Here is a 23814-nt window from a genome sequence, read left to right as displayed (position 1 = left end):
CCAAAACCAACATCCCGATCTCGCCGCCTGAAAATCCAGCCGGCTGCTTAAACCATCGAAATGAGGGGTCCCTTTTAGACGCCGATCACCCCGCTAACGGGGTCCTTTTTGCACGCCGATCCACATTTACTCCAATAAGTCAAAAGAGCGAAAGCTGACGCCCCATATCTGGGGCGTCTAGGCTTTCTTGATCTGGATGCCGCACCACGTGAAGCGGTGGGATTGCGCCTCACTGTCAGCGGCTCCAAAACACATGGACTTGCTCGAAGCCTGTTTCGATGGCGATGATGTCACTTATCGCCATGTCCCGCGCCATTCGCTCGTAATCGACATAGAAGTGCAGCGTTTCGGGGATATGGTTTGTGTCTTCGGTCAGTTCCTGCGCGAAATCTGCCAGCGACACATATTGCCCTGCATACTGGTCTTCGATGGCCGTCCGAGCGTCGTCCAGTGATCCGTAATAGCAGTAGATTTCCGCACCGAGAGTTCCATGCTCGACAACGAAGCCCGCAAGTTCGGCAACCTTATCAATGCATGAATATTCTTCGATGCGTATGCCTTCGAAACCGTCGTAATCGTGGATTGCAAACTCTTCCGCGTCGGAAATCGGCGAAGCGCGGAGCATCTTGGAAATCTCATCGTAAATTGCCCATGCGTCTTGGTTTGCGTCGATCCATGCGCCATGCAGGATTCCGCTGTTGTAGGCGGCAAGGCACGCCACATAGATTTTCGGTTCTGGTTTAGCTGATTGTAGTTCTCCCATTTTGATCTCCATCGGGTTTGAGTTTTAAGAGCCTCTGCTCGGCTCCTGAAACTCTGCCCTTCGGCGAGAATGGGGGTGCAAACGGAGCGGGAACCTTCGCGGGGAACCTGCTGCAAGGAACGAAGTGGATGAAGCTGGGCGGAAGGCTCTCCGAAGTGCGCGGGGGCACACGCCCTAGCCCTTCAGCCGTTAGCGACCGTCACCGGATGGCCGAGACTACAGGCTCGGGGCGCGTTAGCGCATAGGGCGCGGACCGACAGGGAACGGGCAGGATTTTCAATATATCGGGTGGTGGCGACTGCGACCTGAACCACTATGAACCGAGTGTAGCAACTGATTGCAGAAGCGAGCGTGATCTTGTTGAATGAGGGCTATGGAAGAGTTCATTCAATCTGTGAGCAACCGTGAGTGGGCATCGCTGTTGTGGTTGATCGCGATAATCGCGGTCATTAACGTCAAGGGACCGATCAGACGGTCATTGGTCGGAGTTTTGCGGGCCTTTTTCAAACCTGTCATTGTTATGCCGCTGCTGATTGCGGCAATCTATGCCGCCGGAGAGATTTACCTTCTCCATAAAATTGGCTGGTGGTCCATCGCCAATTTGAAGTCCACGGTCCTGTGGATTGTGACCTTTGCCTTCGTTGCAATGTTCGAGGTTGTTTCGATCAAAGACCACAAGGTCGGCTTAGGAAAAATCGCTCGCGACATACTTACTGTCACTACAGTCTTCCTCTTTATAACTGAACTTTACAGTTTTTCCTTAGCCATCGAAATCATTGCTATTCCTTTGGTCACTTTCCTCGCGGCAATGTTTGAGGTAGCGAAGCTCAGGCCTGAACATGCGCCTGTTTCAAAATTACTGGGTGCGGTCCTTAGCCTAATTGGCTTGACGTATTTCGGATTCAGCTTGTCTCTGACCATCGAGAAATTCGATGAGACGGCGACATGGGCAAATGCGCTAGAATTTCTGATTCCATTGCTGCTTTCCGTTGGTTTTCTGCCGTTTCTGTATGGATGGCGGTTATTCGTTGCTTATAGTTCGACATTCGCGACTATATCAATCTTTGGGCTAGATCAGGGTCTTGCCCCCTATGCTCGCTGGCTCGCGTTGATCTATATTCGCGACGATCTTGATTTGCTCGAACGATGGCGGAAGGCGATCCAGTCAACGCGCCCATCGTCGAAAGCCGAACTCAAACATTCATTGGTCGCCCTGCAAGCTTTGAAGTCACGAGAGGCATCGCCGCCTGTGGTTTTGCCACGGGACGGATGGTCACCATATCTCGCGATGCAATTCATGACGGATATGGGCCACGATACTGGTTACTATCAGCACTCTTTCGATGCCGAATGGTTTGCTTGCAGCCCCATGCGAGAGATTTGCGGCGGAGAAATTTGGAAAAACAATCTCGCATATTACATTGAAGGACATGAGCACGCTGCCACCACGCTCAAGTTAAAGCTCAACATCAACGACCCGGCTCATTCTCGCGAGGCAGAGGACACGTTCCTCATCGGATGCATCCATTTGCTTGAGCAGTCGGTGAGTATCGATGCTGTCGAGCGTATGAAGTTACGGATCGCCGGGCTAGAGACGTTTTCCGAAGCGATCCCCTTTGGCTCCGTGGCGCTCTCACGGGATGATTTTAAGGGGGGCATAGAGGGCGGATATTCCCGAAAATTCGAAATTCGTCGTGGGGAGCGCCAGCAAGGGCTTGGGATATAAGGCTGGACAAAGCAGGGCGCCCTCTAACCTACCTCCGGACTGTATGGCGTAACTTGACACCGAACGGTCTGCGCTGGTATCATGATTTATGAGGATCAGAAACGTCGCCCATAAAGGGCTGCGCCGCTTTATCGAAAATGACGATGCAAGCGGTTTGCAGCCTGCCGTTGTCGAGAAGGTCCGCCGTATGGTCTCTTTCCTCCAAGATATGGAGCGGGAAGAGGAACTGCGAACGGTGCCAAGCTGGAAGGCACATATGCTGAGCGGCGACCGCAAAGGCACTTGGAGCCTGTTCGTCACAAAAAACTGGCGGATGACGTTTCGGATCGATGCTGGCGAGGTCGAGATTATCGACCTCGATTATGAGGATTACCACTAGGAGGTGGCTATGAGCGCAATTGCAGGAATTCGGTTGAAAAACCCGTCCCATCCGGGCGGCTTCATCCGCCATGAAATCATCGACCCGCTGGGCCTGTCGGTCACGGCAGCAGCCGAGGCTCTGGGTGTCACGCGGGCGACGCTCTCAACGCTGCTTAATGAGCGGGCGCACCTGTCGTCTGAAATGGCGCTCAGGATCGAAAAGGCCTTCGGGGTCTCGATGGATACACTCATGCGTATGCAGAACAGCTTTGACATTGCTCAAGCGCGGAAGCGTGAAGGTGAGATCAAAGTGAACCCTTTTAAGGGTATGGATAATACAGGTCTTCCCGCCACAGCGTAATTGCAAGATCGGTGAAGATACCATAACCTACGCTCGAAATTGTCGCGCATATTCATTGAGATGCACGACAAATTAAGCAGCATCACAAAATTCCAGAACGGCGGGGAACCATGACCAGCGATTTCGAACAGCAACCTTTTGCAGACGCTGAGTTTGCAGAGAACCCCGAGCAACGCTGCCCTTGTATTTTGCTGCTCGATACCTCGGCTTCCATGACTGGCCAACGGCTGGATAGTCTGAATGAGGGCATTGCACTTTTTCGGGAGGAACTGAGTTCCGATGCCTTGGCAGCAAAGCGGGTCGAGCTGGCGATTGTCACCTTTGGCCCCGTCGAAGTGAAACAGGATTTCACCACCGTTGATGGTTTCTATCCTGAAACGCTCGTGCCGACTGGCGCGACCCCGATGGGGGAAGCCATCGTGAAAGGTCTTGATCTCCTTCGGGAGAGGAAGGATCGCTACCGCGCCAACTCGATAAAATATTACAGGCCTTGGGTGTTTCTGATCACTGACGGTGCACCCACGGACGCATGGCAAGATGCCGCGCAAAAGGTCCGTGTTGGGGAAGAGAAAAAGGAATTCATGTTTTACGCAGTCGGCGTTGACGATGCAGACATGGGTGTTCTTTCACAGATTTCTTCGCGCCAACCGCTCAAGCTCAAGGGATTGGCGTTCAAGGAATTGTTCGCGTGGCTGTCTAGTTCACTCAGTTCTGTTTCCCAATCTAACCCCGGCGATACGGTGCCCCTTGCAAATCCTGCCGCCCCTGACGGTTGGGCCGTGGCTGGCTGATCGTGCGTTGGCGTTGGGCCTCCGCCTCGGAAATCGGAACATCACATATCAAGCTGGGAACCCGGAAGCAGGACGCATTGGCCTGCTTCCTTGCGGATGATGCAGCTTCGACCTTCTGCGCCATCGTCTGTGATGGTGCAGGCAGCGCCGCTTTTGGCGGTGAAGGTGCATCCATTGTCTGCCGCACATTCTCTGTCGCGCTGAAAGAGCATTTCCGAGAGACATCGGCGCTTCCCGCCGATGATGACATTTGGGAATGGCTTGATCTTGCGCGGGATCGGTTGTCGCTTGCTGCTGGCAAGCGCGAGGTTGATCGACGCGCATTTGCTTCAACGCTTGTTCTGCTTGTGGCTCGGAAGGGTGAGCAGTTAGTCATCCATGTCGGCGATGGCGCAATAGTCGGTCGTGATGAAGCGGGACCGTGGCAGACGCTCTCGTGGCCTGAAAACGGCGAATATGCGTCCACGACTTATTTCGTGTCAGACGATCCGGCCCCAAAGGCAAGAATTGACCGTACCGCTTACGATATGAACGGCTTTGCGGTGTTCAGTGACGGGATTGAAGACTTGGCTCTCGATCTGGTTGCAATCACACCCCATGCGCCATTTTTTCGTACGATGATCGCGCCGCTCGATAAGCTCGATGCCACTGGCCGCGATGCGGCCCTTTCGAAAGCTCTTGGCAGTTTTCTCAGCAGTCCGCGTGTGTGTGAGAAGACGGATGACGACAAAAGCCTGATCCTTGTATCGGCGCAATGACGACCCCGGACGTTTATATCGGCGGGCGGCGGCTTGAACTCGTCAAACGTATTGGACGAGGTGGAGAGGGAGATGTGTTCCTTCTCGCGGGCAACGAACGTCTTGCCGTCAAGATTTACAAGGATGACAAGCGCAAGGACCGGGAGGAGAAGGTCCGGGCAATAGTAAAGCAGGGACTTGCCGATGGAACCCAGCTTGTCGCCTATCCCCAAGCTGTCGTGACTTCAAAGTCCGGTCAGTTTCTCGGCTTCACGATGCGGCTGGTGGAGGGCTTTCAGGAAATCCATGATCTCTACGGGCCAAAAGCTAGAAAAATAAATTTTCCAAAGGCTGACTTTCGATTTCTTGTGCGAGCTGCGGCCAACGTGGCACGCGCGGTTGGTGAGGTTCACAGCTCTGCGTGCGTAATCGGTGATCTCAATTCTAAGGGTATCCTTGTTTCTACTGATGCCAGGGTCGCACTTATCGACGCAGACAGTTTTCAAATTGCAGCAGGGGGAAAAGCGTTTCCATGTCTCGTAGGTGTGCGGGAATTTACACCGCCCGAGTTGCAGGCACGTTCTCTTACTGGAATCATTCGCACAAAGGAACATGACCATTTTGGTCTGGCGGTTACAATTTTCCAGCTGCTTTTTATGGGGCGTCATCCTTATGATGGACGACAGCAGGGCGCGGGTGATCTGACACTAGATCAGCTTATCGCGCTAAATGAATTTGCCTACAGCAAAGCCAGAAAAGTTAGCCTGTCTCCTCCGGGCGTATTGCCGACACTCGTAGATTTCCCATCTGAAATTGGCGAAGCGTTTGAAAAATCATTCGGCCTGTCGCCGTCCAGCCGTCCGTCTGCGCTCGATTGGATCGGCCTTCTCAAGGGGCTTGAGGGTAAGCTAAATCGCTGCTCGGCTGATGGTATGCACTTCTATCCGTCCGCAGCGAAAAGCTGTCCTTGGTGCCGGATGGAACACGCAACAGGCGCGGTGCTCTTCCTGTCGCCTTTGATCGCGAGCGCAGCTCGGACCGTGGGGCTGGATAATTTTGATGTCGAAAGGGCATGGGCGGCGATCAAGGCAGTCGTGTTGCCTGACCCAGCCACCATCGCACCGAAACTAACTGCTTTCGGTACGGCACCAAGTGCCGAAGCAAAGTCCGCAAAGAGCGGCACGATCAAAGACAAGATGTTCGGCTTGGTGGTTGCTGGCGGAGCAATCGCACTCTTCACGCAAGCCCCTCAGGTCTGGTTTATCTGGATCGGCGCTCTGATTTTTGCATGGAGCCTCTTCAACAAAAACGCCGTTGACGCTCCCGCATGGCGTAACCGTTATAGCGAGATTGATGGACAATGGCAGGAACGCTTTGACCGCTGGCGGCAGGCTACTGGAATTGACGCCCTTGTCCGTTTGAAGAGCAATTTAGAGAACTCGGTCAATGAGTACCGAGGCCTTGGGGGTGCGAAGGCTCAAGCGATCTCCCGGTTGAAGAATGAACGTCATGCTCGCCAACTGAACGAATATCTGGATCGGTTCATGATCCGGCGTGCCTCGATCTCGGGCATCGGGCAGGCTAAAACGGTAACACTTGCATCGTTCGGCGTGGAAACCGCCGCCGACATCACGCAATCCGCCATTACACGGATTCCGGGGTTTGGCCCTGCAACTGCCGAAAAATTGCTGGCGTGGCGGGCGACACATGAGCGTCGATTTGTCTATAACCCTGCGCCGCTACCTTCTGACGTTCAGGCGCAAGCGAAAGTCGAAGCAGACTTTGCAGCTAAGGCGAGCAATCTTGCAAAGCAGATTGCAGGTGGACAGATGGAACTGGTTCAGGCGGCAAACTCGCTGCGGTCGAAACTCGTTCATGAAGATGCTGGATTGGCTGAACTGGCGAGGCAAAAGGCCCAGCTTGAAGCCGATTTGAAATTTCTGGGGCTTTCGCTGCCGTATAACTCGGCAACTACGGCACCGAGAATACCTGTGCGCTCGCCGTCCTCTAATGCTCCTTCGCCTGCCGCTGGGGCAACCGCAGGCGGTGTCACTTGTCCAACCTGTGGTTCCCGCATGGTGCGCCGAACTGCGCGGCGCGGCTCACGGCGCGGCAACCAATTTTGGGGTTGTTCGCGTTACCCCACGTGCAAGGGAACGAGGAATTGACCGTTGAAGCGCATTAAAATCGAAATCCTTCAGGCGGGGGACATCATCCTCACCGCGAGCAGGACTAAGACGGGCAAAGCGGTGCGATTGGCTACGCAGGGAGAGGTTTCCCATGCCATGATCTGCGTGCAGCACGGCTCGGTGATCGATTCCACATCTGCCGGGGTACAGGCGTGGAATCTACAGCGCGAGTTTTTCAAGGATAACGAGGAAGTTTTTGTCTTCCGGCTTCGGACGGCATTACCGCTCGTGGCAATGGCGGGTGTGGTCGATTTTGCTCGATCTGAGATTGGGACGAGGTACTCGAAAATTGAAGCAGCACGGTCGGTACTCGCTGTCCGTAAGCCGCGTAACGGGCGGCAATTCTGTTCACGTCTGGTTGCGCGTGCCTACGGCAGCGTAGGCCTGAGTCTTGTTGAAGATCAGGACTATTGCACGCCTGAGAATCTTCGCCTCAGTCCGTTGCTATTAGAATTGTCCAACGCGACTGAGGCAGTAACGCCTGAAGAAGTCGAGTTCTGGCAACGTCGGTCAAACCCTATCCAAATGACTGTCGATGCTCAAAACGCCATTCTTACAATTGCGCGTACCCTCGATCCCAGCGTTGAGAATTTTGCCGATGTGGACCAGCTTGTTCACGATCACCCAGAATGGGACGGTACAATTGCTCAAGCGTACCAAAATTCCGGCTATCTCGAATTGTGGAAGCACGAACTTAACGCAAACCCGTGGCGGTATAATCTGTCGCTCATGGAATCCATTACCAAGCCCGAAATGCTCACAGACTTGCGGACGTCTTGCATCGACACGATACGAGAGGCTTATTCGGGCGGTTTGAGATATGCCGTCAATCTCGCCCATTACGAGGCGAGGCAAAAAAGCAGTCCGCGCCTGACGACCGCTCTGCTGGTGAACCTCTATCAGATTTTGGTCCGTAACGATCTGCAATGGCGCGAAACTGCCCGTGCTTGGTTGATGCGACATCATCCCGAGGACGTAACGGCGCATATGGAGCGCGTCGCGCCTCATAGCGAACTTTGGTTTTCTATTGTGGATCGCGTCGAACCGAAGCTCGGCATGTTAGCGAGGATCGCTATCAAGCATGAGCAATCGCTGGATGTCTGCTCGTCCTGCGGCGATCCTGCAAGCGACTACAGAATTGTCAATTCTGCCGATGCCATGCCGGGCGTACCAGCCTTGCGGCTATGTGACGATTGCGTTGCGATCCGGCGTGGCTTCGGGGAGCAGTTAGACCCTATGGATTGATCCTGAAGTAAGGCGGTCAATCCATAGGGTCGTATTTTCTCAGTCGTAGTTCAGGGCGCGAAAGCCTTGATGGCATCCAATCGGCGGACGGTTGGCTCCTCGGGTAGAGGCTGGGTTCCAAGGGGCTGGCACGCCCCTTTGGTCGTCGCGGTGGGCGAAACCATCGTGCAGGGTCCAAGGGCGGCATATGCCTTGGTCTCGATGAAATCGTCTTGGGGTCAAGGGGAGCAGGAACGCTCCAATTGTCGATGGGGTTTGGGGAGCGCCGAGGGCTCCCCATTGGTGCGGAGCTGGCTCGATGCCAGAAATGCGCCACTGCCAGAGGGATGCAACGGGAGAGCGCAGCGTCGCCCTTGCCAAGATAGGCGTGGTAGTACCACGCACATCTTGCGGTCAGCGTAAGCGACGGTAATCTTCTATCCGCTGACACTTAGAGGAGTTCATTTTCGGTTCACCAACCGTCGATGAAAACCGATGGTGACTTTTTCCCAAGCTGTAAAAGCCAGCTCTTAGATCGGACTTTGGGTTTGTCCCAGAAAGGAAAGACCAATGTCCGAACTGCTCCCGATTTCCGTTCCTCCAAGCAAAGCAGTTGAGGGTGTAATCATGTACCCTCAGGCCGCATATCGCAGCCTTCCGCTCGTCACGAATTTTGCCCGCGAACTTCGTGATCTGGGCCTTCCCCGTCGCGAAGTCCCCGACCTTCTGGCAAGCACGATCTGGGATTATGATGGAAAAATCTGGGACCATGACGGGAAGGTTTTCAAACTTGCTCCCGACGGAGTTGATGTAGCCTTCGCCGACGAAGGTTCATTCCGGTGGATCAGTCACTTTATCAAGCTTCCTGAACGCCCTTGGAAACAGGCCCCGCAAAAGCGTGTTCTTGGCCGGATCGAGCTGATTGCAACCAGCCTTGTGATCCTGGGCAAGGTTGATGAGGCGTGGCCCGCGCAGGACGTCACCTACGAAATTAACGTGCCCGAAACCGACAACAAAGGCCGGAAGGATCGCTTCCTCACGCCTTTCATCAACCTCATCAGCATGATGTTGAATAAAATCCGATAAGCCCGAAACTGACCGCGAAGGGCCACCGAGATTTCGGTGGTCTTTTTGTCAGGCGGTCGCGGGGCTTTTTCCCACGAAATTTTCCCAATCCGCAATTTTGGCCTCCTCATTAGCGAGGAGATTCAAAGTGACCTACCGCATCGACTACACTGGCGACAATTCCGACAACGGCAACGCGGTTGTCGAAGCCGAAAATCCGCAGCCCATCATCCGCTATGTCGAAAAGCCGCGTCGCGGTTTCGCAGTTCCCTCTATCGTCAAAACCACCGCCGCCTTCCTGCTGGGCGGTGCGGTGCTGTTCGGCATGGAAACTGCTGGCCCTGTCGAGTTCCGTCCATCGACCTTGATGGGGACGTATGACGCCCGCGTGGAAGAACAGGTGAAGGCGGCGGAGATGCGGGTGCAGGGTCGCTATGAAGGCTGGGCCGCTCAGGTGAAGGCATCTGCCGAGCAGAATGTCGAGCAGTACAAGATGAAATCGCAGGGTGTCATCACGGCCTATCAGGCTGGTGTCGAGCGCGCAAAAATCTTTGCACAGCTCACCGGACAATTGCAGTCGCAACTCGCGGGAGCGCAGCTTTCCCGCGTCAGCGGTGAGCAATCCGGCGAAGTCGGCATGATCAGCATGGGCCGTGTGATCGGCGATTTTATGAATGTCTTCGATTCCGGTTCCGGCGATCCTTTCCACCACTGGGCGGAAAATACCCAAAACCGTCTTGAGACAGAACTGGAAGATGCCGTCCTCAAAGGGGCAAAGGTCGCAATCGACGGCTGGGACACTGGTCTTCCGGCTGTCAGCGATCTTCAGCGCCAGCTCGATGCTATCGAGCCGATGAAGGTGCCGCCGATGCCGTCGCTCGGTCCCGATCCGGTCTCCGGTCGATAGGAGGGCTGTACGATGCGCCGTCGTTCCATGCTTCCCTTCCTGCAAACTTTCGGCTCCGTACACCGGAGCATGATGGAGCGGGATTTTGCCGACGCATCGCGACGGGAAGCGGAAATGGCACGCGCCGCTATCGCGACAGCCCAAGCCTCCGGTGTTTTAGGCAATGGGCGTCTCGCTAATTTGCGGGACGCCCATGCTGCAAACATGCTCAATCCCAACGGATTGTTTCTGGGGGCGCTCAACAAGCGCCCTTTGTTTTATAACGGCGATGCGCCGCTTCTGACCTATGCCCGCACTGGAACGGGCAAGGGCCGCGATTTCATTCTGCCCAATCTGGCGCACAGCCGTAACCGCAGCCTCATCGTGGTCGATGTGAAGGACGCGGAGAACTGTTTCGCAAGCCATGTCCATCGGCGCGACAATCTCGGTCACAAGATTGTCTATCTCAATCCGTTCGAACTACTGGGCTTGCCGAATGCGCGGATCAATCCGCTGCAAACCCTGATCGACGTTGTCAGTGCTGGCGGCCAGATCGACACTGAGGCGGCGGAGATCGCGCATATACTGCTGCCGCCGTCGCCCAAAGATCAGAACGGTGATTGGGTAGGAAGCGGCGCACGCCGCATTCTCGCGCTTCGCATGGAATATCTGGCGTGTTTCGAGCCTGAGCTGTGCAATCTCGGCGGGCTGTGGCGGTTCGTGAATTCATCGCAGATGGATTTGGACATGGCGTTCGCCATGATGACGACATGCGGTGTCGATGGCATCGAACGTCGCGCCCACGCCGTTCAGGCGACGGCTGCTGACGCGCCCAAACAGCATGAGGCCTATAAGTCGGCCTGTATCGACGCGCTCGATCCGTTCGAGCCTGCCAAGCGGCTGGAACGCGCGACGGCGGCGCATGATTTTGATTTTGCGCGGCTCAAGCATGAGCCGCATACGGTTTACCTGATGGCCCCCAGCGAGAAGCTGAGCGTCGTGGCGATCTGGGTGAGCCTGATTGTCAGCCATATCATCGAAACGGTCGCCCGCGAGCGCGGGCCTGTTGCGACGACATTGATCCTCGATGAGTTTCCGCAGCTTCCACCATCACCCTCGATCAAGAAGATGCTTCACCTCTATCGGGGTAAAGGCTTGCAGCCGTGGATTTTCGCGCAAGGGCGGCATTTGCTCGAAGGCAAATGGTCGCGCGACGCGGTGAAGGATTTTGAAGATTCCGCTGCGATCCTCAACACGAGTTGCGTGGAAGACCCCGAGGTCATGTCGGACATCGAGAAGTGGAGCGGCAATCGCACGGTTCTTATGCACGGCATGAACCGGAGCGGCGGAACGGTGGAATCTGCCGGAGCCAATCTCGGCGAAAGCAAGCGCGCGGTCCTGCAATCCGAAAATATCCGCGAAATCGGCGACGGTCGGCAAATCATTCGCGTGGCGGGAATGCCGCACCTCATCAAATGCGACCGCATTCCGTTTTTCGAGGTCGATCCTTGGAAATTTCAAATTCGCGACGTGCGCGATCTGCACAAAGGAGTTTCGCTATGAGCGGTGAAGGGTCCTCATCGGGAGCGGTCACGCCGCTCTTCGCCTCGGCAAGTTCGCAAAGAGCGTCAACTCCGGCGGTATCGCCGGAGAAGGCGGCGGAAATCACAACCTGGGCAAACCGCACCACCGCAAGGGCCGAATATGAGTTCAAGGAAAACCGAGCTGACTGGACCAATCAGGAATACGGGAAGCTGCTCGCCAAGGAAGGGGAGCGGATAGAATTCCGGCCAGCCGGCGCAACGGATGATCGGAAATCGCATTTGATGCGGGCGGCTGAACATCTCGTAAAGCGCAATCACGCGGCGCGGCTTGCGGGCATCAATCGCGCTGCTGAGAAATTGCTCGCGGGTGAAAAACTTGAATCCAAGAAAAGCGATATTGGCAGATGACAATGAGATAGACGCACGGGATGACCCCGACGAAACGCTCGGTTTTATTGCGTTTTTCTACTATTTCAATTACACTGGTAGTGAGGATTGCAGGCATCTTCGCCACGGGCGAATTCGACACCAGCATACCTTACGCGATGCTTCGGAAAATTTTCTTCGAGCGGATCGCTAAATCACTAAAATTTGGGGCGATGGGGGACTTCCTCCCAAGGACGAAAACGTAAAACATTAAACCAGACTCTTCTCATGGCTCAATTGAGCGCCGCTGTAAGCGGCGGGGACGGGTTTGATGAACATGTTATCGTCGGAAGAATTGCTGGAACTCCGCACTGAGATTGCGGACTTCAATTCGTCCGACGAGCGGAAAGACGAACTGATCCGCTTTCTTGACTCAATCGCAATCTCGTTTGTCGATCAGGCTTTTGGCTTGGATTCCACTCAACTTTCTCTTTCGAAAAGAGCAAACTACGCTTTCAAAGGCGCGGAAAATCATGCTAATCTGCTGAAATCCGAGCAATCGGAGCTAGTTGACCTCCCCCGTATTGCTGAGGGTGAGGGCGCGAACAACACCGTAGGCCCAGAGGGGCATTTTGCGCCATGACAAGACAAACAAACAAGAAGGCCGTCATCTACTGCCGTGTCAGCACCAAGCGACAGGCGAAGGAAGGCAACGGTCTGGATTCCCAAGAGACGCGATGCCGCGAATATGCGGGCTATCGCGGGCATGAGGTCGTTCGCGTGTTCACGGACGACAAGTCCGGCTCGCTTCTCGACCGCACGGGCATGATCGCGATGCTCGCCTTCATCAAAAAGCATCGCAAAGATAACTGTGTCGTCATCATCGACGACATAAGCCGCCTCGCTCGCGGCATCGAAGCGCACCTGAAACTTCGTGCCGACATCGCCAAGGCTGGCGGCGTTCTGGAATCTCCTTCCATCGAATTTGGCGAAGATTCCGATAGCGTTCTCGTCGAGCATTTGCTCGCGTCTGTTTCTCAGCACCAGCGGCAAAAGAATGGCGAGCAAGCCCAGAACAGAATGAAGGCTCGTTTACAGGGCGGGTACTGGGTGTTCCATGCGCCCCTCGGTTACGCCTATCAGAAAAGCCCTGAGGGCGGCAGCATCCTCGTGCGCGTCGAGCCGCTTGCCTCGATAATAGCCGAAGGGCTGGAAGGATATGCTTCCGGTCGCTTCTCCTCACAGGCGGAAGTGAAACGCTACTTTGAGGCTCATCACGAATTTCCGCTTTGTCGCCACGGCTTCCTGACGAACGAGCAGGTAAATCGCATTCTGACCTATCCGATTTATGCGGGTTATGTCGAAAGCAAGTTTTGGGGTGTGTCGCTTCGCAAGGGGCATCACGAGGCCATCATCTCTCTCGAAACACATGAGCGTATTCGGGAGCGTTTGAACGGCAAGCCGACTGCTCCCGTCCGCAGCGACATCAATGCTGATTTTCCACTGCGCGGTTTTGCCACCTGTGGCGAGTGCTGCCATCCGATGACAGCGAATTGGAGCCGCGCCCGTTCTGGAACGCGCCACCCTTATTATGTCTGCCGTCATCGCGGCTGCGAGAAATTCGGCAAGTCCGTAAAGCGGGCTGTCGTTGAAGGCGCATACGAGGAGTTGCTCCGCAAACTCGTTCCCAGCCATGAGCTGTTTACGCTGATGACCAAACTGTTCCGCAAGCGGTGGGATGAAGCCGAAGGCAAGGCGAAGGAAGTCCGTGCTGCTATGAAGCTGGAAGTCGTCGCGATTGAAAAGAAGATCGCGCAGATTCTTGACCGGATTGTCGAGTCAGACAGCCCGACCGTGATCGGCGCATATGAACGCAAGGTCGAAGAGCTGGAACGCAGCAAGCTCGTTTTTGCGGAAAAAACCGCTCGCTGCGGCACGGTAGCGAAAGGCTACGACGAAACTTTTCGAACCGCCTTCGATTTTCTCGGAAACCCTTGGAAACTATGGGAAAATGGAACGCTTGAAGACAAGCGTATAGTGCTAAAACTGACTTTGGACTCTCACATTCAGTATGACTGGAATGAGGGCGTTCGAACCCCAGAAATTACCCTTCCGTTCAAAGCGTTAGGGGCAATTCACGACCGTGAAACGGTAATGGCGGAAGGGGTGGGATTCGAACCCACGGATGCTTGCACATCGGCGGTTTTCAAGACCGCTGCAATCGACCACTCTGCCACCCTTCCGCGCGCATGGATCGTGACTGCCTCTAACGTGCCGGGCGGACTTGCCAAGCGCAAAATGCATGAACCAGCCCGCTTTGAAGCCAACTTGACGCAGCAGTTCATTAAAGGATTCACCTCCCGCGCTGGCTGTGCAACAATGGGGCTATGGGAGATTCTGTGCGTTCATCCGTCTTTTCACTGCTGTTGGGCCTTGCCACCGTCACCGCTTGCGGCGCTTCGCCCGATAGTGCGCGGGCGCAGGACAGCACCGATTTCCGCGTCTATCTGGAAAGCCTGCGGCCCAAGGCGCAGGCTATGGGGATCAGCAACGCGACGCTCGACAGCGTGTTTCCCACCTTGACGCCCAATCCGCGCGTTGTCGCGCTGGACCAGACGCAGCCGGGCGGCGGTGCTTATTCGCCCATCCCCAATTTCGAACCCTATCGACGACAGCATGTCGATGCCGCGCGCATCAACAGGGGCCGCGTCGCCTATCAGGCCAACCGCTCCCGCCTTGCCCGGATAGAGGCGGAAACCGGCGTGCCGGAGGAAATCATGGTTGCGATCTACGGCCATGAAACCAACTATGGTTCCTATACCGGCGATTTCGACCTGATCCGTTCGCTCGCCACGCTGGCCCATGAAGGGCGCAGGCGCGCTCTGTTCGAACCTGAACTGCTCGCCACGCTCAAGATGCTGGACAATGGCGTGCCGCGCAGTCGCCTGGTCGGCAGTTGGGCCGGGGCGACCGGCTATCCGCAATTTCTGCCCAGCGTCTATCTGCGCATCGCCAAGGATGGCGATGGCGACGGCCGCGCCGACATCTGGAACAGCGAAGCCGACGCGCTGGCCTCTATCGCCAATTATTTCGTGCAGGCTGGCTGGCGGCGGGGCCAGCCATGGGGCGTGGCGGTCAGCGTGCCAGCCGGTCTCGACCGCACCGCCATCGCCGCGCGCACTGCGCCTGCTCGTTGCCCACGCGTGTTCAACCGGCATAGCCGCTGGCTTTCGGTGGCCGAATGGCGCAAACTCGGCATCTTCCCATCCAGCGGCATTTGGCCGGGCGATACCGTCATGGCGACGCTGCTGGAACCCGATGGTCCGGGGAAGACCGCCTATCTGCTGACCGGCAATTATCGCGTCATTCTGGATTATAACTGCTCCAATTTCTATGCGCTGTCCGTCGGACTGTTGGCCGACGCGGTCAGGCAATAGGGGCAGGGGCTGCAAAGACAGGCTTTGAGAATAAGCGCATCATGGCTAATGACGCCTGATCGCCGTCAAGCAAAAATCGTTCGATTCTACCCGATAAGGCAGTCCCCATGAAAAAGTCGCTCGCCCTCCTTCTTGCCGCCGGATTGCTGGCACAGCCCCTGATCGCCGCTGCCCCGCCTTACACCAGCGAGGCGCCGATCGCTTATATGAAGGATCTGTCCTCCGGCGCAGTGCTATATGACAAGGGTGGCGAAACCCGCATGCCGCCTGCGTCCATGGCGAAAATGATGACTGCGCATGTCGCTTTCCGCCTGATCCAGAAGGGCGACCTGAAACTCGACACCAAATTTACCGTCCGCCCCGAAACATGGACCCAATGGCATGGGCCAAAGGCGGGATCGACCATGTTCCTGTCGGTCAACGAACAGGTGTCCGTCGAAAATCTGCTGCACGGCATCGTCACTCTGTCGGGCAATGACGCCTGCGTGGTTCTGGCCGAAGGGATTGCTGGCACCGAACAGGCATTCGTCGCGCTGATGAACGAAGAAGCCAAGCGCATGGGCCTGAAAAACAGCCATTTCGGCACCAGCAATGGTTGGCCGGATGAGGGCGTGACCTATGTCACCGCCGAAGATCTCGCCAAACTGGCACAGGCAACGGTCGAGGAAACGCCTGATCTGTACAAGCGTTTCTACGCCACCCGCTCCTTCACCTGGGGCAAGACGATGGGCGGCAGCGACATCGAACAGGGCAATCGCAACCCGATTTTGGGCAAGATAGCTGGCGCGGATGGCCTCAAGACCGGGCATACCGAAGAAGCCGGTTTCGGCTTTACCGGATCGGCCGATCAGGATGGCCGCCGTCTGGTCATGGTCGTCGCCGGCCTGCCGACTTTCAACAGCCGCATTACCGAATCGGTGCGCTTCATGGATTGGGGCTTCAGGGCGTGGAAAGCCCAGCCGCTGTTCAAAAAGGGCGCAGTGGTCGATACGGCGCAAGTCCAGTTGGGCAGCGCAACGAGCGTGCCTTTGGTCGCCCCACAAAATCTCGCCGTCACGCTTCCCCGCACCGCGTCGGCCAATGTTCAGGTGAAGGTCGTCTATACCGGCCCGATCAAGGCGCCGATCGCCAAGGGGCAGCAGATCGCGCAGTTGATCGTATCCACGCCCGACACCCCGCCGCAGGTCATGCCGCTGGTCGCGGGTGAAGATGTCGCCGAAGCCGGTGTATTTGGCCGTCTCTGGAACGGCCTGAAGTCCCTGTTCGGGTGATGCCGGTTCCGGCCGATCGCGGCCGTTTCATCAGCCTGGAAGGCGGGGAGGGCGCGGGCAAATCAACCCAGTTGCGCGCGCTCGCCGCCGACCTGCGCGCGCGCGGGCTGGACGTGGTGGAAACCCGCGAACCGGGCGGCAGCGAGGGCGCGGAAGCAATCCGTACTCTTTTACTCACGGGTGGCGACGATCGCTGGAGCCCGCGCGCCGAAGCACTGCTCTTCGCCGCCGCCCGCGCCGACCATATCGAAAAAACGATCCGCCCCGCCATCGCACGCGGCGCATGGGTCTTGTCCGATCGCTTCCTGGATTCCAGCCGCGCCTATCAGGGGCAGGGCGACCTGACCGACGCCGACATACTGACCCTGCACCGCATCGGCAGCGCAGGATTCCTGCCCGACCGCACGCTGTTCCTGACGCTGCCGGAACAGGAAGCCGAAACCCGCGCCCGCGCCCGCGACGGTGACGCATCCGACCGGATCGGTGGCCGCGATCGCAGCTTTCACCGCGCGGTGGCAGATGCCTTTGCCCGTTTCGCTATAGAAGAACCTGCGCGATTTCGCGCCATCGATGCCTCGGGCGACGCGCAGGCGGTGACCCAACGCCTTCTCGACGCGCTCGCCGACCTGCTGCCATGACGTCAATCCTGGGCCATGATACGCAAGCCGACAGCCTGCTCTCCGCAGCTAAAAGCGGACGCATGCATCATGGCTGGATACTCGCCGGACCCAAAGGCATCGGCAAGGGCGGCTTCGCCCGCGCGCTGGCGCTGCGGCTGCTGGCCGACGCCGCCGGTCCGCCGATGACGGGGGAGGGGCTGGCCGTGCCCGAAGATCACCCGATCCGCCGCCTGATCGACGCGGGCGCGCACCCCGATTATGCTGAACTCGCCCCGCTGGAAAAGGACGGCGTCACCGCTCGCAACATCAGTGTCGATCAAGTGCGCGGCCTGTCCCGCCTGCTTCAGTCGGCGCCTTCGCTATCCAACCGTCGCATCGTCGTCATCGATAGCGCCGACGATCTGGAGCGGGGCGCGGCCAACGCGCTGCTCAAGACGCTGGAGGAGCCGCCCGCCGACATGCTGTTCCTGCTGGTCAGCCATGCACCGGGCCGCCTGCTTCCCACCATACGCTCACGCTGCCGTACCCTGCGTTTCGATCCATTGCCCGACGAAGCCATGCGCCGCGTCCTGCACAGCACTGACGCGACGCTATCGACATCAGAAATCGACGCGCTGGTCCGTGCGGGCGAAGGCTCTCCGGGCCGCGCGCTCCGCTATGCTGGCCTGAATCTCGCCGACATGGAAGTGACGCTCGCCTCGATCGCCCGCGACGGCGACCCCGGCAATCGCCAGCGGCTGGCGCTCGCAAAGGCGCTGGCCCTCAAATCCGCGCGCCCCCGCTACGAAGCCTTCCTCGAACGCACCCCGGCCCTCATTGCGCAAGCCGCGCGCGACCGCAGCGGCCCAGCCTTGGGCACCGCACTCGATCATTGGGAAAAGGCGCGGCATCTGGCGGGCGGGGCGATCATCCTCTCGCTTGATCCCGCAGCCGTCATCTTCGAACTGGCGACTCATGTTGCCGCACTCGCGCAGCGCCGCGACGCCTGACCGCCCCAAAAGCCGCTTTTCGCTGCGGTAAACAGACGCTAGGGAGGGGCGCATGTCCAATCCCTACACCATCACCACCGCCATATCCTACCCCAATGGCCGCCCGCACATCGGCCACGCCTATGAGGTGATCGCCACCGACGCGATTGCCCGGTTCCAGCGGATGATGGGACGCGATGTCTTCTTTCAGACCGGCACCGATGAACATGGCCTCAAAATGGTGCAGGCCGCCCGTGGCCGCGACATGGAACCGCGGGCGCTCGCGGACGAAATGTCGGGCTATTTCCGTGAGATGAACGACAGGTTGAACATCAGCCACGATCGTTTCATCCGCACGAGCGAAGCGGCCCACCACAGCGCCAGCCAGGCCATCTGGCAGGCAATGGAGGCCAATGGCGACCTCTATCTCGACCGTTACGAAGGCTGGTATTCCGTCCGCGACGAAGCCTATTACGATGAGAAAGAACTGGTCGGCGAGGAGGGCGCAAAGCTGTCGCCCCAGGGAACGCCAGTCGAATGGACGGTCGAGGAAAGCTGGTTTTTCCGCCTGTCCAAATATCAGGATCGCCTGCTCGCCCTCTACGAAAGCCAGCCCGACTTCATCCGCCCGGACAGCCGCCGCAATGAAATCATGCGCTTTGTCGAAGGTGGCCTGTCGGACCTCAGCATCTCGCGCACCAGCTTCGACTGGGGCGTCAAAGTGCCGGGATCGGACGGTCATGTCATGTATGTCTGGGTCGATGCGCTGACCAATTATCTGACCGGCTGCGGCTATCCCGACGACCCGGAACGCATGGCCCGCTATTGGGCGGAGGGCGGTGATGTCACGCATATCATCGGCAAAGATATCGTGCGTTTTCATACCGTTTACTGGCCAGCCTTCCTGATGAGCGCGAAGTTACCCTTGCCCAGCCAGATCTTCGGCCACGGCTTCCTGCTCAACCGGGGCGAGAAAATGTCCAAGTCGGTCGGCAACGTCGCCGACCCTATCGCTCTGGCCGACCGCTTCGGCGTCGATCAGTTACGCTACTTCCTCCTGTCCGAAGTCACCTTCGGCAATGACGGCAGCTACAGCGCCGACGCGATCGTCGCCCGCGCCAACAGCGATCTGGCCAACAGCTTCGGCAATCTGGCCCAGCGGACCTTGAGCTTCATCGCGAAAAATCTCGAAGGACGCCTGCCCGAACCTGCGCCACAGGATGTGGATAGCGAACTGCTGGCCACCATCGCTGAAGCCTCCGCCACCTTCCAGACGGCCATGGCCGATCTCGCGCCCTCCGTAGCGATCGAGGCATGGATGCGCGGCGTGTTCGCCTGCAATGCTTATATCGATACACAAGCCCCATGGGCACTGCGTAAAACCGACCCAGCGCGTATGGAGGCAGTGTTGGCAACGCTCTACGATGCCATCGCAAGCCTGGCTATCATCATCCAGCCCGTTATCCCGGCCAGCGCCACCGCGCTGCTCGACCATATGGGTATCGCACCGGATGCGCGCACCTATCAGGTGATCGGATCGCCTTGGTATGCCGCCCTGCGCGAAAGCGGCTTCACCCTAGCCCCACCAAAGCCACTTTTCCCCCGCCTCGAACTCGTCGCAGAGGACGCCTGATCCAATGTTGATCGACAGTCATTGTCATTTGAATTACAAAGGCTTGGTCGAGGATCAGGATAATGTGCTTGAACGCGCACGGTCTGCTGGCATCGACCTGATGCTCAACATCGCCACCCGCGAAAGCGAGTGGGACGATGTGCTGGCTACCGCAATCCGCGCACCCGACGTATGGGCAACGGTCGGCATCCACCCGCACGAAGCCGATGAACATCCCCATATCGACACGGCCAAGCTGGTCGAGCGCGCCGCCCATCCGCGCGTCGTCGGCATCGGCGAAACCGGCCTTGACTATTATTACGACCATAGCGACCGCGAACGGCAGCAGAACAGCTTCCGCTCCCACATCGTCGCTGCGCGCGACACCGGCCTGCCGCTGATCGTCCACACCCGCGATGCGGAGGAGGACACGCTGGCCATTATGCGCGACGAGATGGGGAAGGGTGCCTACACCGGCGTCATCCATTGCTTCACCGCTAGCGGTGCGTTCGCCGACGTTGCCATCGACCTTGGCTTCTACATCAGCATATCCGGCATCGTGACCTTCAAGAGCGCGCGCGATTTGCAGGAAACCGCCGCTCGCCTGCCGCTCGACCGGTTGCTGGTGGAAACGGACTCGCCGTTTCTCGCGCCTGTCCCCCATCGCGGTCGCCCGTGCGAGCCGGCCTTTGTCGCCGACACAGCCCGGTTCCTGGCCAATCTGCGCGGCGAAAGCATCGAAACACTCGGCGCGGCAACCTCGGCCAACTTTCGCGCCCTCTTCACCAAAGTCGCATGACGCTGAAGCTGACCATATTGGGCAGCGGAACCTCGTCCGGCGTGCCACGCATCGGCAACGACTGGGGCACATGCGATCCCGGCGAACCGAAGAACCGCCGTACCCGCGTTTCCATTCTGGTCGAAAGTCCCACCACCCGCTTATTGGTGGACACCTCGCCGGACATGCGTGCGCAATTGCTGGCCGCCGATGTCGTCCATGTCGATGCGATCCTGTGGACTCACGACCATGCGGACCACACCCATGGCATCGACGATGTGCGCCAACTCTTCCATCATCGCCGCAGTCCCGTGCCCGCCTATGCCAGAATCAAGCCTTTACAACTGCTTAAACGCCGTTTCTCTTATGTGTTCGAGGGTGCGAACGGCTATCGTCCGACGATCGACGCGCATATCCTGCCCGACACATTGACCATCGGCGACATCGCAATCACCTGCGTCGATCAGCCGCATGGCGACATTTATTCCACGGGTTTTCGCTTCACATATGGCGGGCGGTCCATCGCCTATGCGACGGATTTTCATAGCATAACGCCTGAAATGACCGCTCTCTATACGGGTGTCGATATCTGGGTGGTCGATGCGCTGCGCGAAGCCCCTCATCCAAGCCACCCGCATCTTGCCCTGACGCTGGATGGCATCGCCGCCGCCCGTCCCGGTCGCGCGATCCTGACCCATATGGATCAAAGCATGGACTATGGCAGATTATGCGATACGCTGCCTGCCGGGGTGGAGCCGGGCTATGACGGCATGGTAATCCCACTCGCGACAGGACCGCAGGGGGATTGATGGGACAGGGCGATCCAACCGCATCCACGCTCTGGTATGTGCTGGCCATCGTCCTCGTCGGCTCATCGCTCATCGGACGGCGGCTCGCCTGGGGCGGACTGGTGCGGATGCTCCTGCTCTGGGTCGCGATCTTCGCCGGGTTGCTGGGCCTGTTCACCTATGCGCAGAAGCAGGGCTGGCTAACTGGACGCTGGGCCGAGCAGGGGCGAGAGCAGGGAACCGGGAAGGGCGCCCCCATGGAGGACGCGCCATCCGCCGTGCCACGCGCCAGCGCACAGGGGCAGGCGCTCCATATCCTGGTCGCGCCCGACGGCCATTATTGGGTCGAAGGTACGATCAACGGCACGCCCGCACGGTTTCTGATCGACAGCGGCGCGACCGTCACGGCCTTGTCGGAACAGACGGCGCGTGCCGCAGGGCTTAACTATGATCCCGGCGAACCCGGCGTCGTAATGACGACCGCCAATGGCCGGGTGGATGCGCGCCGATCCACCGTCGCGACCCTGTCCATCGGTCCCATCGCCGCCAGCGACCTGCCCGTCGTCGTCTCGCCGGCCTTTGGCGAGATCAACGTGATCGGCATGAACATGCTTTCCCGTCTCAAAAGCTGGGGCGTGCAAAATAGCGAAATGATTTTGACGCCATGACATCATCTTCACACCCTGCCGCGCTAACCCAGCGCGAACGGCTCAAGGCCATTATCGGTGGCTCCACCGGCAATCTGGTCGAATGGTATGACTGGTATGCCTATGCTGCCTTCACCCTTTATTTTGCCCCACATTTCTTCCCCAGTCAGGATCGCACCGCCCAGTTGCTGAGTGCTGCGGGCATCTTCGCGGTCGGCTTTCTAATGCGACCGATCGGCGCATGGCTGATGGGCGTCTATGCCGATCGACACGGGCGGAAAAGCGGCCTGACCCTGTCCGTCGCGCTGATGTGCGCAGGCTCTCTGCTGATCGCGGTGACGCCGGGTTATGAAAGCATCGGCGTGGCTGCACCTGTCATGCTGGTGCTGGCCCGGTTGATGCAGGGCCTTTCGATCGGCGGCGAATATGGCGCCAGCGCGACTTATCTGTCCGAAATGGCGGGCAGGAACCGGCGCGGTTTCTTTTCCAGCTTCCAATATGTCACGTTGATCGCGGGCCAATTGGTGGCGATCTGCGTGCTGCTGATCCTTCAGGCGACCTTGACCGAAACGCAACTGGACGCATGGGGATGGCGCATACCGTTTTTCATCGGTGGCTTGCTGGCGGTTATCGTCTTCTGGCTACGGCGCGGGCTTGCTGAAACCCAGAGTTTCGCCGTGGCAAAGGCGGAGGGTGCGCCCAAATCGGGCTTTGTCGAACTGATAACCAATCACCCGCGTGAGACGATGACGGTCATGCTGCTGACCGCTGGCGGCACGATCGCTTTCTACGCCTATTCCATTTACATGCAGAAATTCCTGGTCAACACCAGCGGCCTGAGCCGACAGGTCGCATCGCAAATCAATGCTGTAACGCTGTTTCTTTTCATGTTGTTGCAACCGCTGGCAGGCGCATTGTCCGACCGGATCGGGCGCAAGCCGCTGATGATCGGCTTCGGCGTGTTGGGAATGCTCTGCACCTATCCGATCTTTGCGACTCTGGCCGTCACGAAAGATCCGCTCATCGCCGGACTGCTGGTCATGGCGGGCCTCATCATCGTCAGCGCCTATACGTCGATCAACGCGGTCGTGAAGGCTGAACTGTTTCCCGCCCACATCCGCGCGCTGGGCGTCGCGCTGCCTTATGCGCTGGCCAACACCATGTTCGGCGGTACGGCGGAGTTTGTGGCATTGTGGTTCAAGCAGGCGGGCATGGAGCAGGCCTTCTACATCTATGTGACCGTGATGATCGGCATATCGCTAATCGTCTACATCCGTATGCGCGACACCGCGCAGCACAGCCTGATCCAGGAGGATTGATGTGCGGGAGGTCGACGATCAGAGACAAATGCCGAACCCAAGATCGTCGGTCCTAAATCGCAGCCATTCCGATCCGTTGGCTTCCAGCGAAGTCGGGAAGCTCGTTTGCGCGCGGAGTCTATGTTCCAGCATCCACCGCGCGATCAACGCGTCTGACGCCACGCATCAACTCACACCCCCTCTCGTCGCACGCTCGTTGAGATTTAACATAATCCTTATTATCGCACTTATCTGATGTAGCAGCAACGTTCAAATGTCACAGTTGCGCAAAGTAGAGATGTCTCACTTGGGCTACCGTGCCCTCCGGCTGTTCGGAGGTATTGAGCATGGCGGTGTTGCGTATGAGTACCGAGGAGCTTTCG

General features: G+C 57.9%; 21 protein-coding genes, 1 tRNA gene and 1 pseudogene. 21 read left to right on the top strand and 2 right to left on the bottom strand.

From position 1 onward, the window contains the following. Positions 1–235 precede the first annotated feature (235 nt). Positions 236–775: an antirestriction protein ArdA gene (locus tag WA070_RS07625; protein ID WP_422633497.1), complete on the bottom strand. Its 540-nt coding sequence runs from the start codon at positions 773–775 to the stop codon at positions 236–238. A 361-nt stretch (positions 776–1136) separates the two neighbouring features. On the opposite strand from WA070_RS07625, the gene WA070_RS07620 reads away from it, so the two are divergent. From WA070_RS07620 to WA070_RS07565, 12 genes and pseudogenes are all read left to right on the top strand, one after another. Further along, positions 1137–2489, top strand: coding sequence for a hypothetical protein (locus tag WA070_RS07620; RefSeq protein WP_422633496.1), 1353 nt, complete (start codon positions 1137–1139; stop codon positions 2487–2489). 88 nt (positions 2490–2577) lie between these two features. Beyond that, positions 2578–2868 (top strand): type II toxin-antitoxin system RelE/ParE family toxin, encoded by a 291-nt coding sequence (locus tag WA070_RS07615; protein ID WP_422633495.1) that lies wholly within the window; start codon positions 2578–2580, stop codon positions 2866–2868. 9 nt (positions 2869–2877) lie between these two features. Then, positions 2878–3210 carry a HigA family addiction module antitoxin gene (locus WA070_RS07610; protein ID WP_422633494.1) on the top strand — a complete coding sequence of 111 codons (333 nt, stop codon included), beginning with the start codon at positions 2878–2880 and terminating at the stop codon, positions 3208–3210. Positions 3211–3320: 110 nt separating this feature from the next. Further along, positions 3321–4001, top strand: coding sequence for a vWA domain-containing protein (locus WA070_RS07605; protein ID WP_422633493.1), 681 nt, complete (start codon positions 3321–3323; stop codon positions 3999–4001). Beyond that, on the top strand, positions 3983–4759 hold the full coding sequence (locus WA070_RS07600) for a PP2C family serine/threonine-protein phosphatase (RefSeq protein ID WP_422633492.1): 777 nt from the start codon (positions 3983–3985) through the stop codon (positions 4757–4759). The genes WA070_RS07605 and WA070_RS07600 overlap by 19 nt, the downstream gene beginning before the upstream one ends. Beyond that, complete coding sequence (locus tag WA070_RS07595) at positions 4756–6906, top strand: protein kinase domain-containing protein (RefSeq protein ID WP_422633491.1); 2151 nt, start codon at positions 4756–4758, stop codon at positions 6904–6906. Before WA070_RS07600 ends, WA070_RS07595 begins: the two co-directional genes overlap by 4 nt. A 3-nt stretch (positions 6907–6909) precedes the next feature. Next, positions 6910–8172 (top strand): YiiX/YebB-like N1pC/P60 family cysteine hydrolase, encoded by a 1263-nt coding sequence (locus WA070_RS07590; RefSeq protein WP_422633490.1) that lies wholly within the window; start codon positions 6910–6912, stop codon positions 8170–8172. A 549-nt stretch (positions 8173–8721) separates the two neighbouring features. Then, positions 8722–9237 carry a hypothetical protein gene (locus WA070_RS07585; protein WP_422633489.1) on the top strand — a complete coding sequence of 172 codons (516 nt, stop codon included), beginning with the start codon at positions 8722–8724 and terminating at the stop codon, positions 9235–9237. A gap of 127 nt (positions 9238–9364) precedes the next feature. Beyond that, the gene (locus tag WA070_RS07580) at positions 9365–10123 is read left to right on the top strand and encodes a hypothetical protein (RefSeq protein WP_422633488.1); all 759 of its coding nucleotides are present in this window, start codon (positions 9365–9367) and stop codon (positions 10121–10123) included. Between the two features lie 12 nt (positions 10124–10135). Continuing rightward, the gene (locus tag WA070_RS07575; protein WP_422633487.1) at positions 10136–11665 is read left to right on the top strand and encodes a type IV secretory system conjugative DNA transfer family protein; all 1530 of its coding nucleotides are present in this window, start codon (positions 10136–10138) and stop codon (positions 11663–11665) included. Further along, complete coding sequence (locus WA070_RS07570; protein ID WP_422633486.1) at positions 11662–12054, top strand: hypothetical protein; 393 nt, start codon at positions 11662–11664, stop codon at positions 12052–12054. The genes WA070_RS07575 and WA070_RS07570 overlap by 4 nt, the downstream gene beginning before the upstream one ends. A 597-nt stretch (positions 12055–12651) precedes the next feature. Next, positions 12652–13611: pseudogene (locus tag WA070_RS07565) on the top strand (recombinase family protein); the annotation flags it as partial. Positions 13612–14167: 556 nt separating this feature from the next. On the opposite strand, the gene WA070_RS07560 reads toward WA070_RS07565, so the two are convergent. Beyond that, positions 14168–14255 (bottom strand) — tRNA-Ser (locus tag WA070_RS07560). 144 nt (positions 14256–14399) lie between these two features. Here WA070_RS07560 and WA070_RS07555 point away from each other — a divergent pair. The 9 genes from WA070_RS07555 to WA070_RS07515 all read left to right on the top strand — a co-directional run bounded on the left by WA070_RS07555 (position 14400) and on the right by WA070_RS07515 (position 23452). Then, entirely contained in the window at positions 14400–15449 is a 1050-nt protein-coding gene (locus tag WA070_RS07555) for a lytic murein transglycosylase (protein ID WP_422633485.1), read from the top strand. A 107-nt stretch (positions 15450–15556) separates the two neighbouring features. Next, positions 15557–16720, top strand: coding sequence for a D-alanyl-D-alanine carboxypeptidase family protein (locus WA070_RS07550; RefSeq protein ID WP_422633484.1), 1164 nt, complete (start codon positions 15557–15559; stop codon positions 16718–16720). Beyond that, positions 16720–17358: a dTMP kinase gene (tmk, locus tag WA070_RS07545; protein WP_422633483.1), complete on the top strand. Its 639-nt coding sequence runs from the start codon at positions 16720–16722 to the stop codon at positions 17356–17358. The genes WA070_RS07550 and tmk overlap by 1 nt, the downstream gene beginning before the upstream one ends. Then, entirely contained in the window at positions 17355–18329 is a 975-nt protein-coding gene (locus WA070_RS07540; protein WP_422633482.1) for a DNA polymerase III subunit delta', read from the top strand. The genes tmk and WA070_RS07540 overlap by 4 nt, the downstream gene beginning before the upstream one ends. Positions 18330–18381: 52 nt before the next feature. Beyond that, positions 18382–19941 (top strand): methionine--tRNA ligase, encoded by a 1560-nt coding sequence (gene metG, locus WA070_RS07535; RefSeq protein WP_422633481.1) that lies wholly within the window; start codon positions 18382–18384, stop codon positions 19939–19941. A gap of 4 nt (positions 19942–19945) precedes the next feature. Beyond that, the gene (locus tag WA070_RS07530; protein ID WP_422633480.1) at positions 19946–20719 is read left to right on the top strand and encodes a TatD family hydrolase; all 774 of its coding nucleotides are present in this window, start codon (positions 19946–19948) and stop codon (positions 20717–20719) included. Beyond that, positions 20716–21507: an MBL fold metallo-hydrolase gene (locus WA070_RS07525; protein ID WP_422633479.1), complete on the top strand. Its 792-nt coding sequence runs from the start codon at positions 20716–20718 to the stop codon at positions 21505–21507. The genes WA070_RS07530 and WA070_RS07525 overlap by 4 nt, the downstream gene beginning before the upstream one ends. Next, positions 21507–22154, top strand: coding sequence for a retropepsin-like aspartic protease family protein (locus tag WA070_RS07520; protein WP_422633478.1), 648 nt, complete (start codon positions 21507–21509; stop codon positions 22152–22154). Before WA070_RS07525 ends, WA070_RS07520 begins: the two co-directional genes overlap by 1 nt. Further along, positions 22151–23452 (top strand): MFS transporter, encoded by a 1302-nt coding sequence (locus WA070_RS07515; protein ID WP_422633477.1) that lies wholly within the window; start codon positions 22151–22153, stop codon positions 23450–23452. The genes WA070_RS07520 and WA070_RS07515 overlap by 4 nt, the downstream gene beginning before the upstream one ends. The last annotated feature ends 362 nt before the right edge of the window (positions 23453–23814 follow it).

Source organism: Sphingobium sp. (assembly GCF_049304695.1).
GTDB lineage: Bacteria > Pseudomonadota > Alphaproteobacteria > Sphingomonadales > Sphingomonadaceae > Sphingobium.
This window is presented reverse-complemented; position numbering and strand designations above follow the sequence as displayed.

Bases quoted from the DNA above. Each gene is read 5' to 3' on its own strand.
- WA070_RS07625 (WP_422633497.1), bottom strand. From the start codon at position 775: ATGGAGATCAAAATGGGAGAACTACAATCAGCTAAACCAGAACCGAAA.
- WA070_RS07620 (WP_422633496.1), top strand. From the start codon at position 1,137: ATGGAAGAGTTCATTCAATCTGTGAGCAACCGTGAGTGGGCATCGCTG.
- WA070_RS07615 (WP_422633495.1), top strand. From the start codon at position 2,578: ATGAGGATCAGAAACGTCGCCCATAAAGGGCTGCGCCGCTTTATCGAA.
- WA070_RS07610 (WP_422633494.1), top strand. From the start codon at position 2,878: ATGAGCGCAATTGCAGGAATTCGGTTGAAAAACCCGTCCCATCCGGGC.
- WA070_RS07605 (WP_422633493.1), top strand. From the start codon at position 3,321: ATGACCAGCGATTTCGAACAGCAACCTTTTGCAGACGCTGAGTTTGCA.
- WA070_RS07595 (WP_422633491.1), top strand. From the start codon at position 4,756: ATGACGACCCCGGACGTTTATATCGGCGGGCGGCGGCTTGAACTCGTC.
- WA070_RS07585 (WP_422633489.1), top strand. From the start codon at position 8,722: ATGTCCGAACTGCTCCCGATTTCCGTTCCTCCAAGCAAAGCAGTTGAG.
- WA070_RS07575 (WP_422633487.1), top strand. From the start codon at position 10,136: ATGCGCCGTCGTTCCATGCTTCCCTTCCTGCAAACTTTCGGCTCCGTA.
- WA070_RS07570 (WP_422633486.1), top strand. From the start codon at position 11,662: ATGAGCGGTGAAGGGTCCTCATCGGGAGCGGTCACGCCGCTCTTCGCC.
- WA070_RS07555 (WP_422633485.1), top strand. From the start codon at position 14,400: ATGGGAGATTCTGTGCGTTCATCCGTCTTTTCACTGCTGTTGGGCCTT.
- WA070_RS07550 (WP_422633484.1), top strand. From the start codon at position 15,557: ATGAAAAAGTCGCTCGCCCTCCTTCTTGCCGCCGGATTGCTGGCACAG.
- tmk (WP_422633483.1), top strand. From the start codon at position 16,720: ATGCCGGTTCCGGCCGATCGCGGCCGTTTCATCAGCCTGGAAGGCGGG.
- WA070_RS07540 (WP_422633482.1), top strand. From the start codon at position 17,355: ATGACGTCAATCCTGGGCCATGATACGCAAGCCGACAGCCTGCTCTCC.
- metG (WP_422633481.1), top strand. From the start codon at position 18,382: ATGTCCAATCCCTACACCATCACCACCGCCATATCCTACCCCAATGGC.
- WA070_RS07530 (WP_422633480.1), top strand. From the start codon at position 19,946: ATGTTGATCGACAGTCATTGTCATTTGAATTACAAAGGCTTGGTCGAG.
- WA070_RS07525 (WP_422633479.1), top strand. From the start codon at position 20,716: ATGACGCTGAAGCTGACCATATTGGGCAGCGGAACCTCGTCCGGCGTG.
- WA070_RS07520 (WP_422633478.1), top strand. From the start codon at position 21,507: ATGGGACAGGGCGATCCAACCGCATCCACGCTCTGGTATGTGCTGGCC.
- WA070_RS07515 (WP_422633477.1), top strand. From the start codon at position 22,151: ATGACATCATCTTCACACCCTGCCGCGCTAACCCAGCGCGAACGGCTC.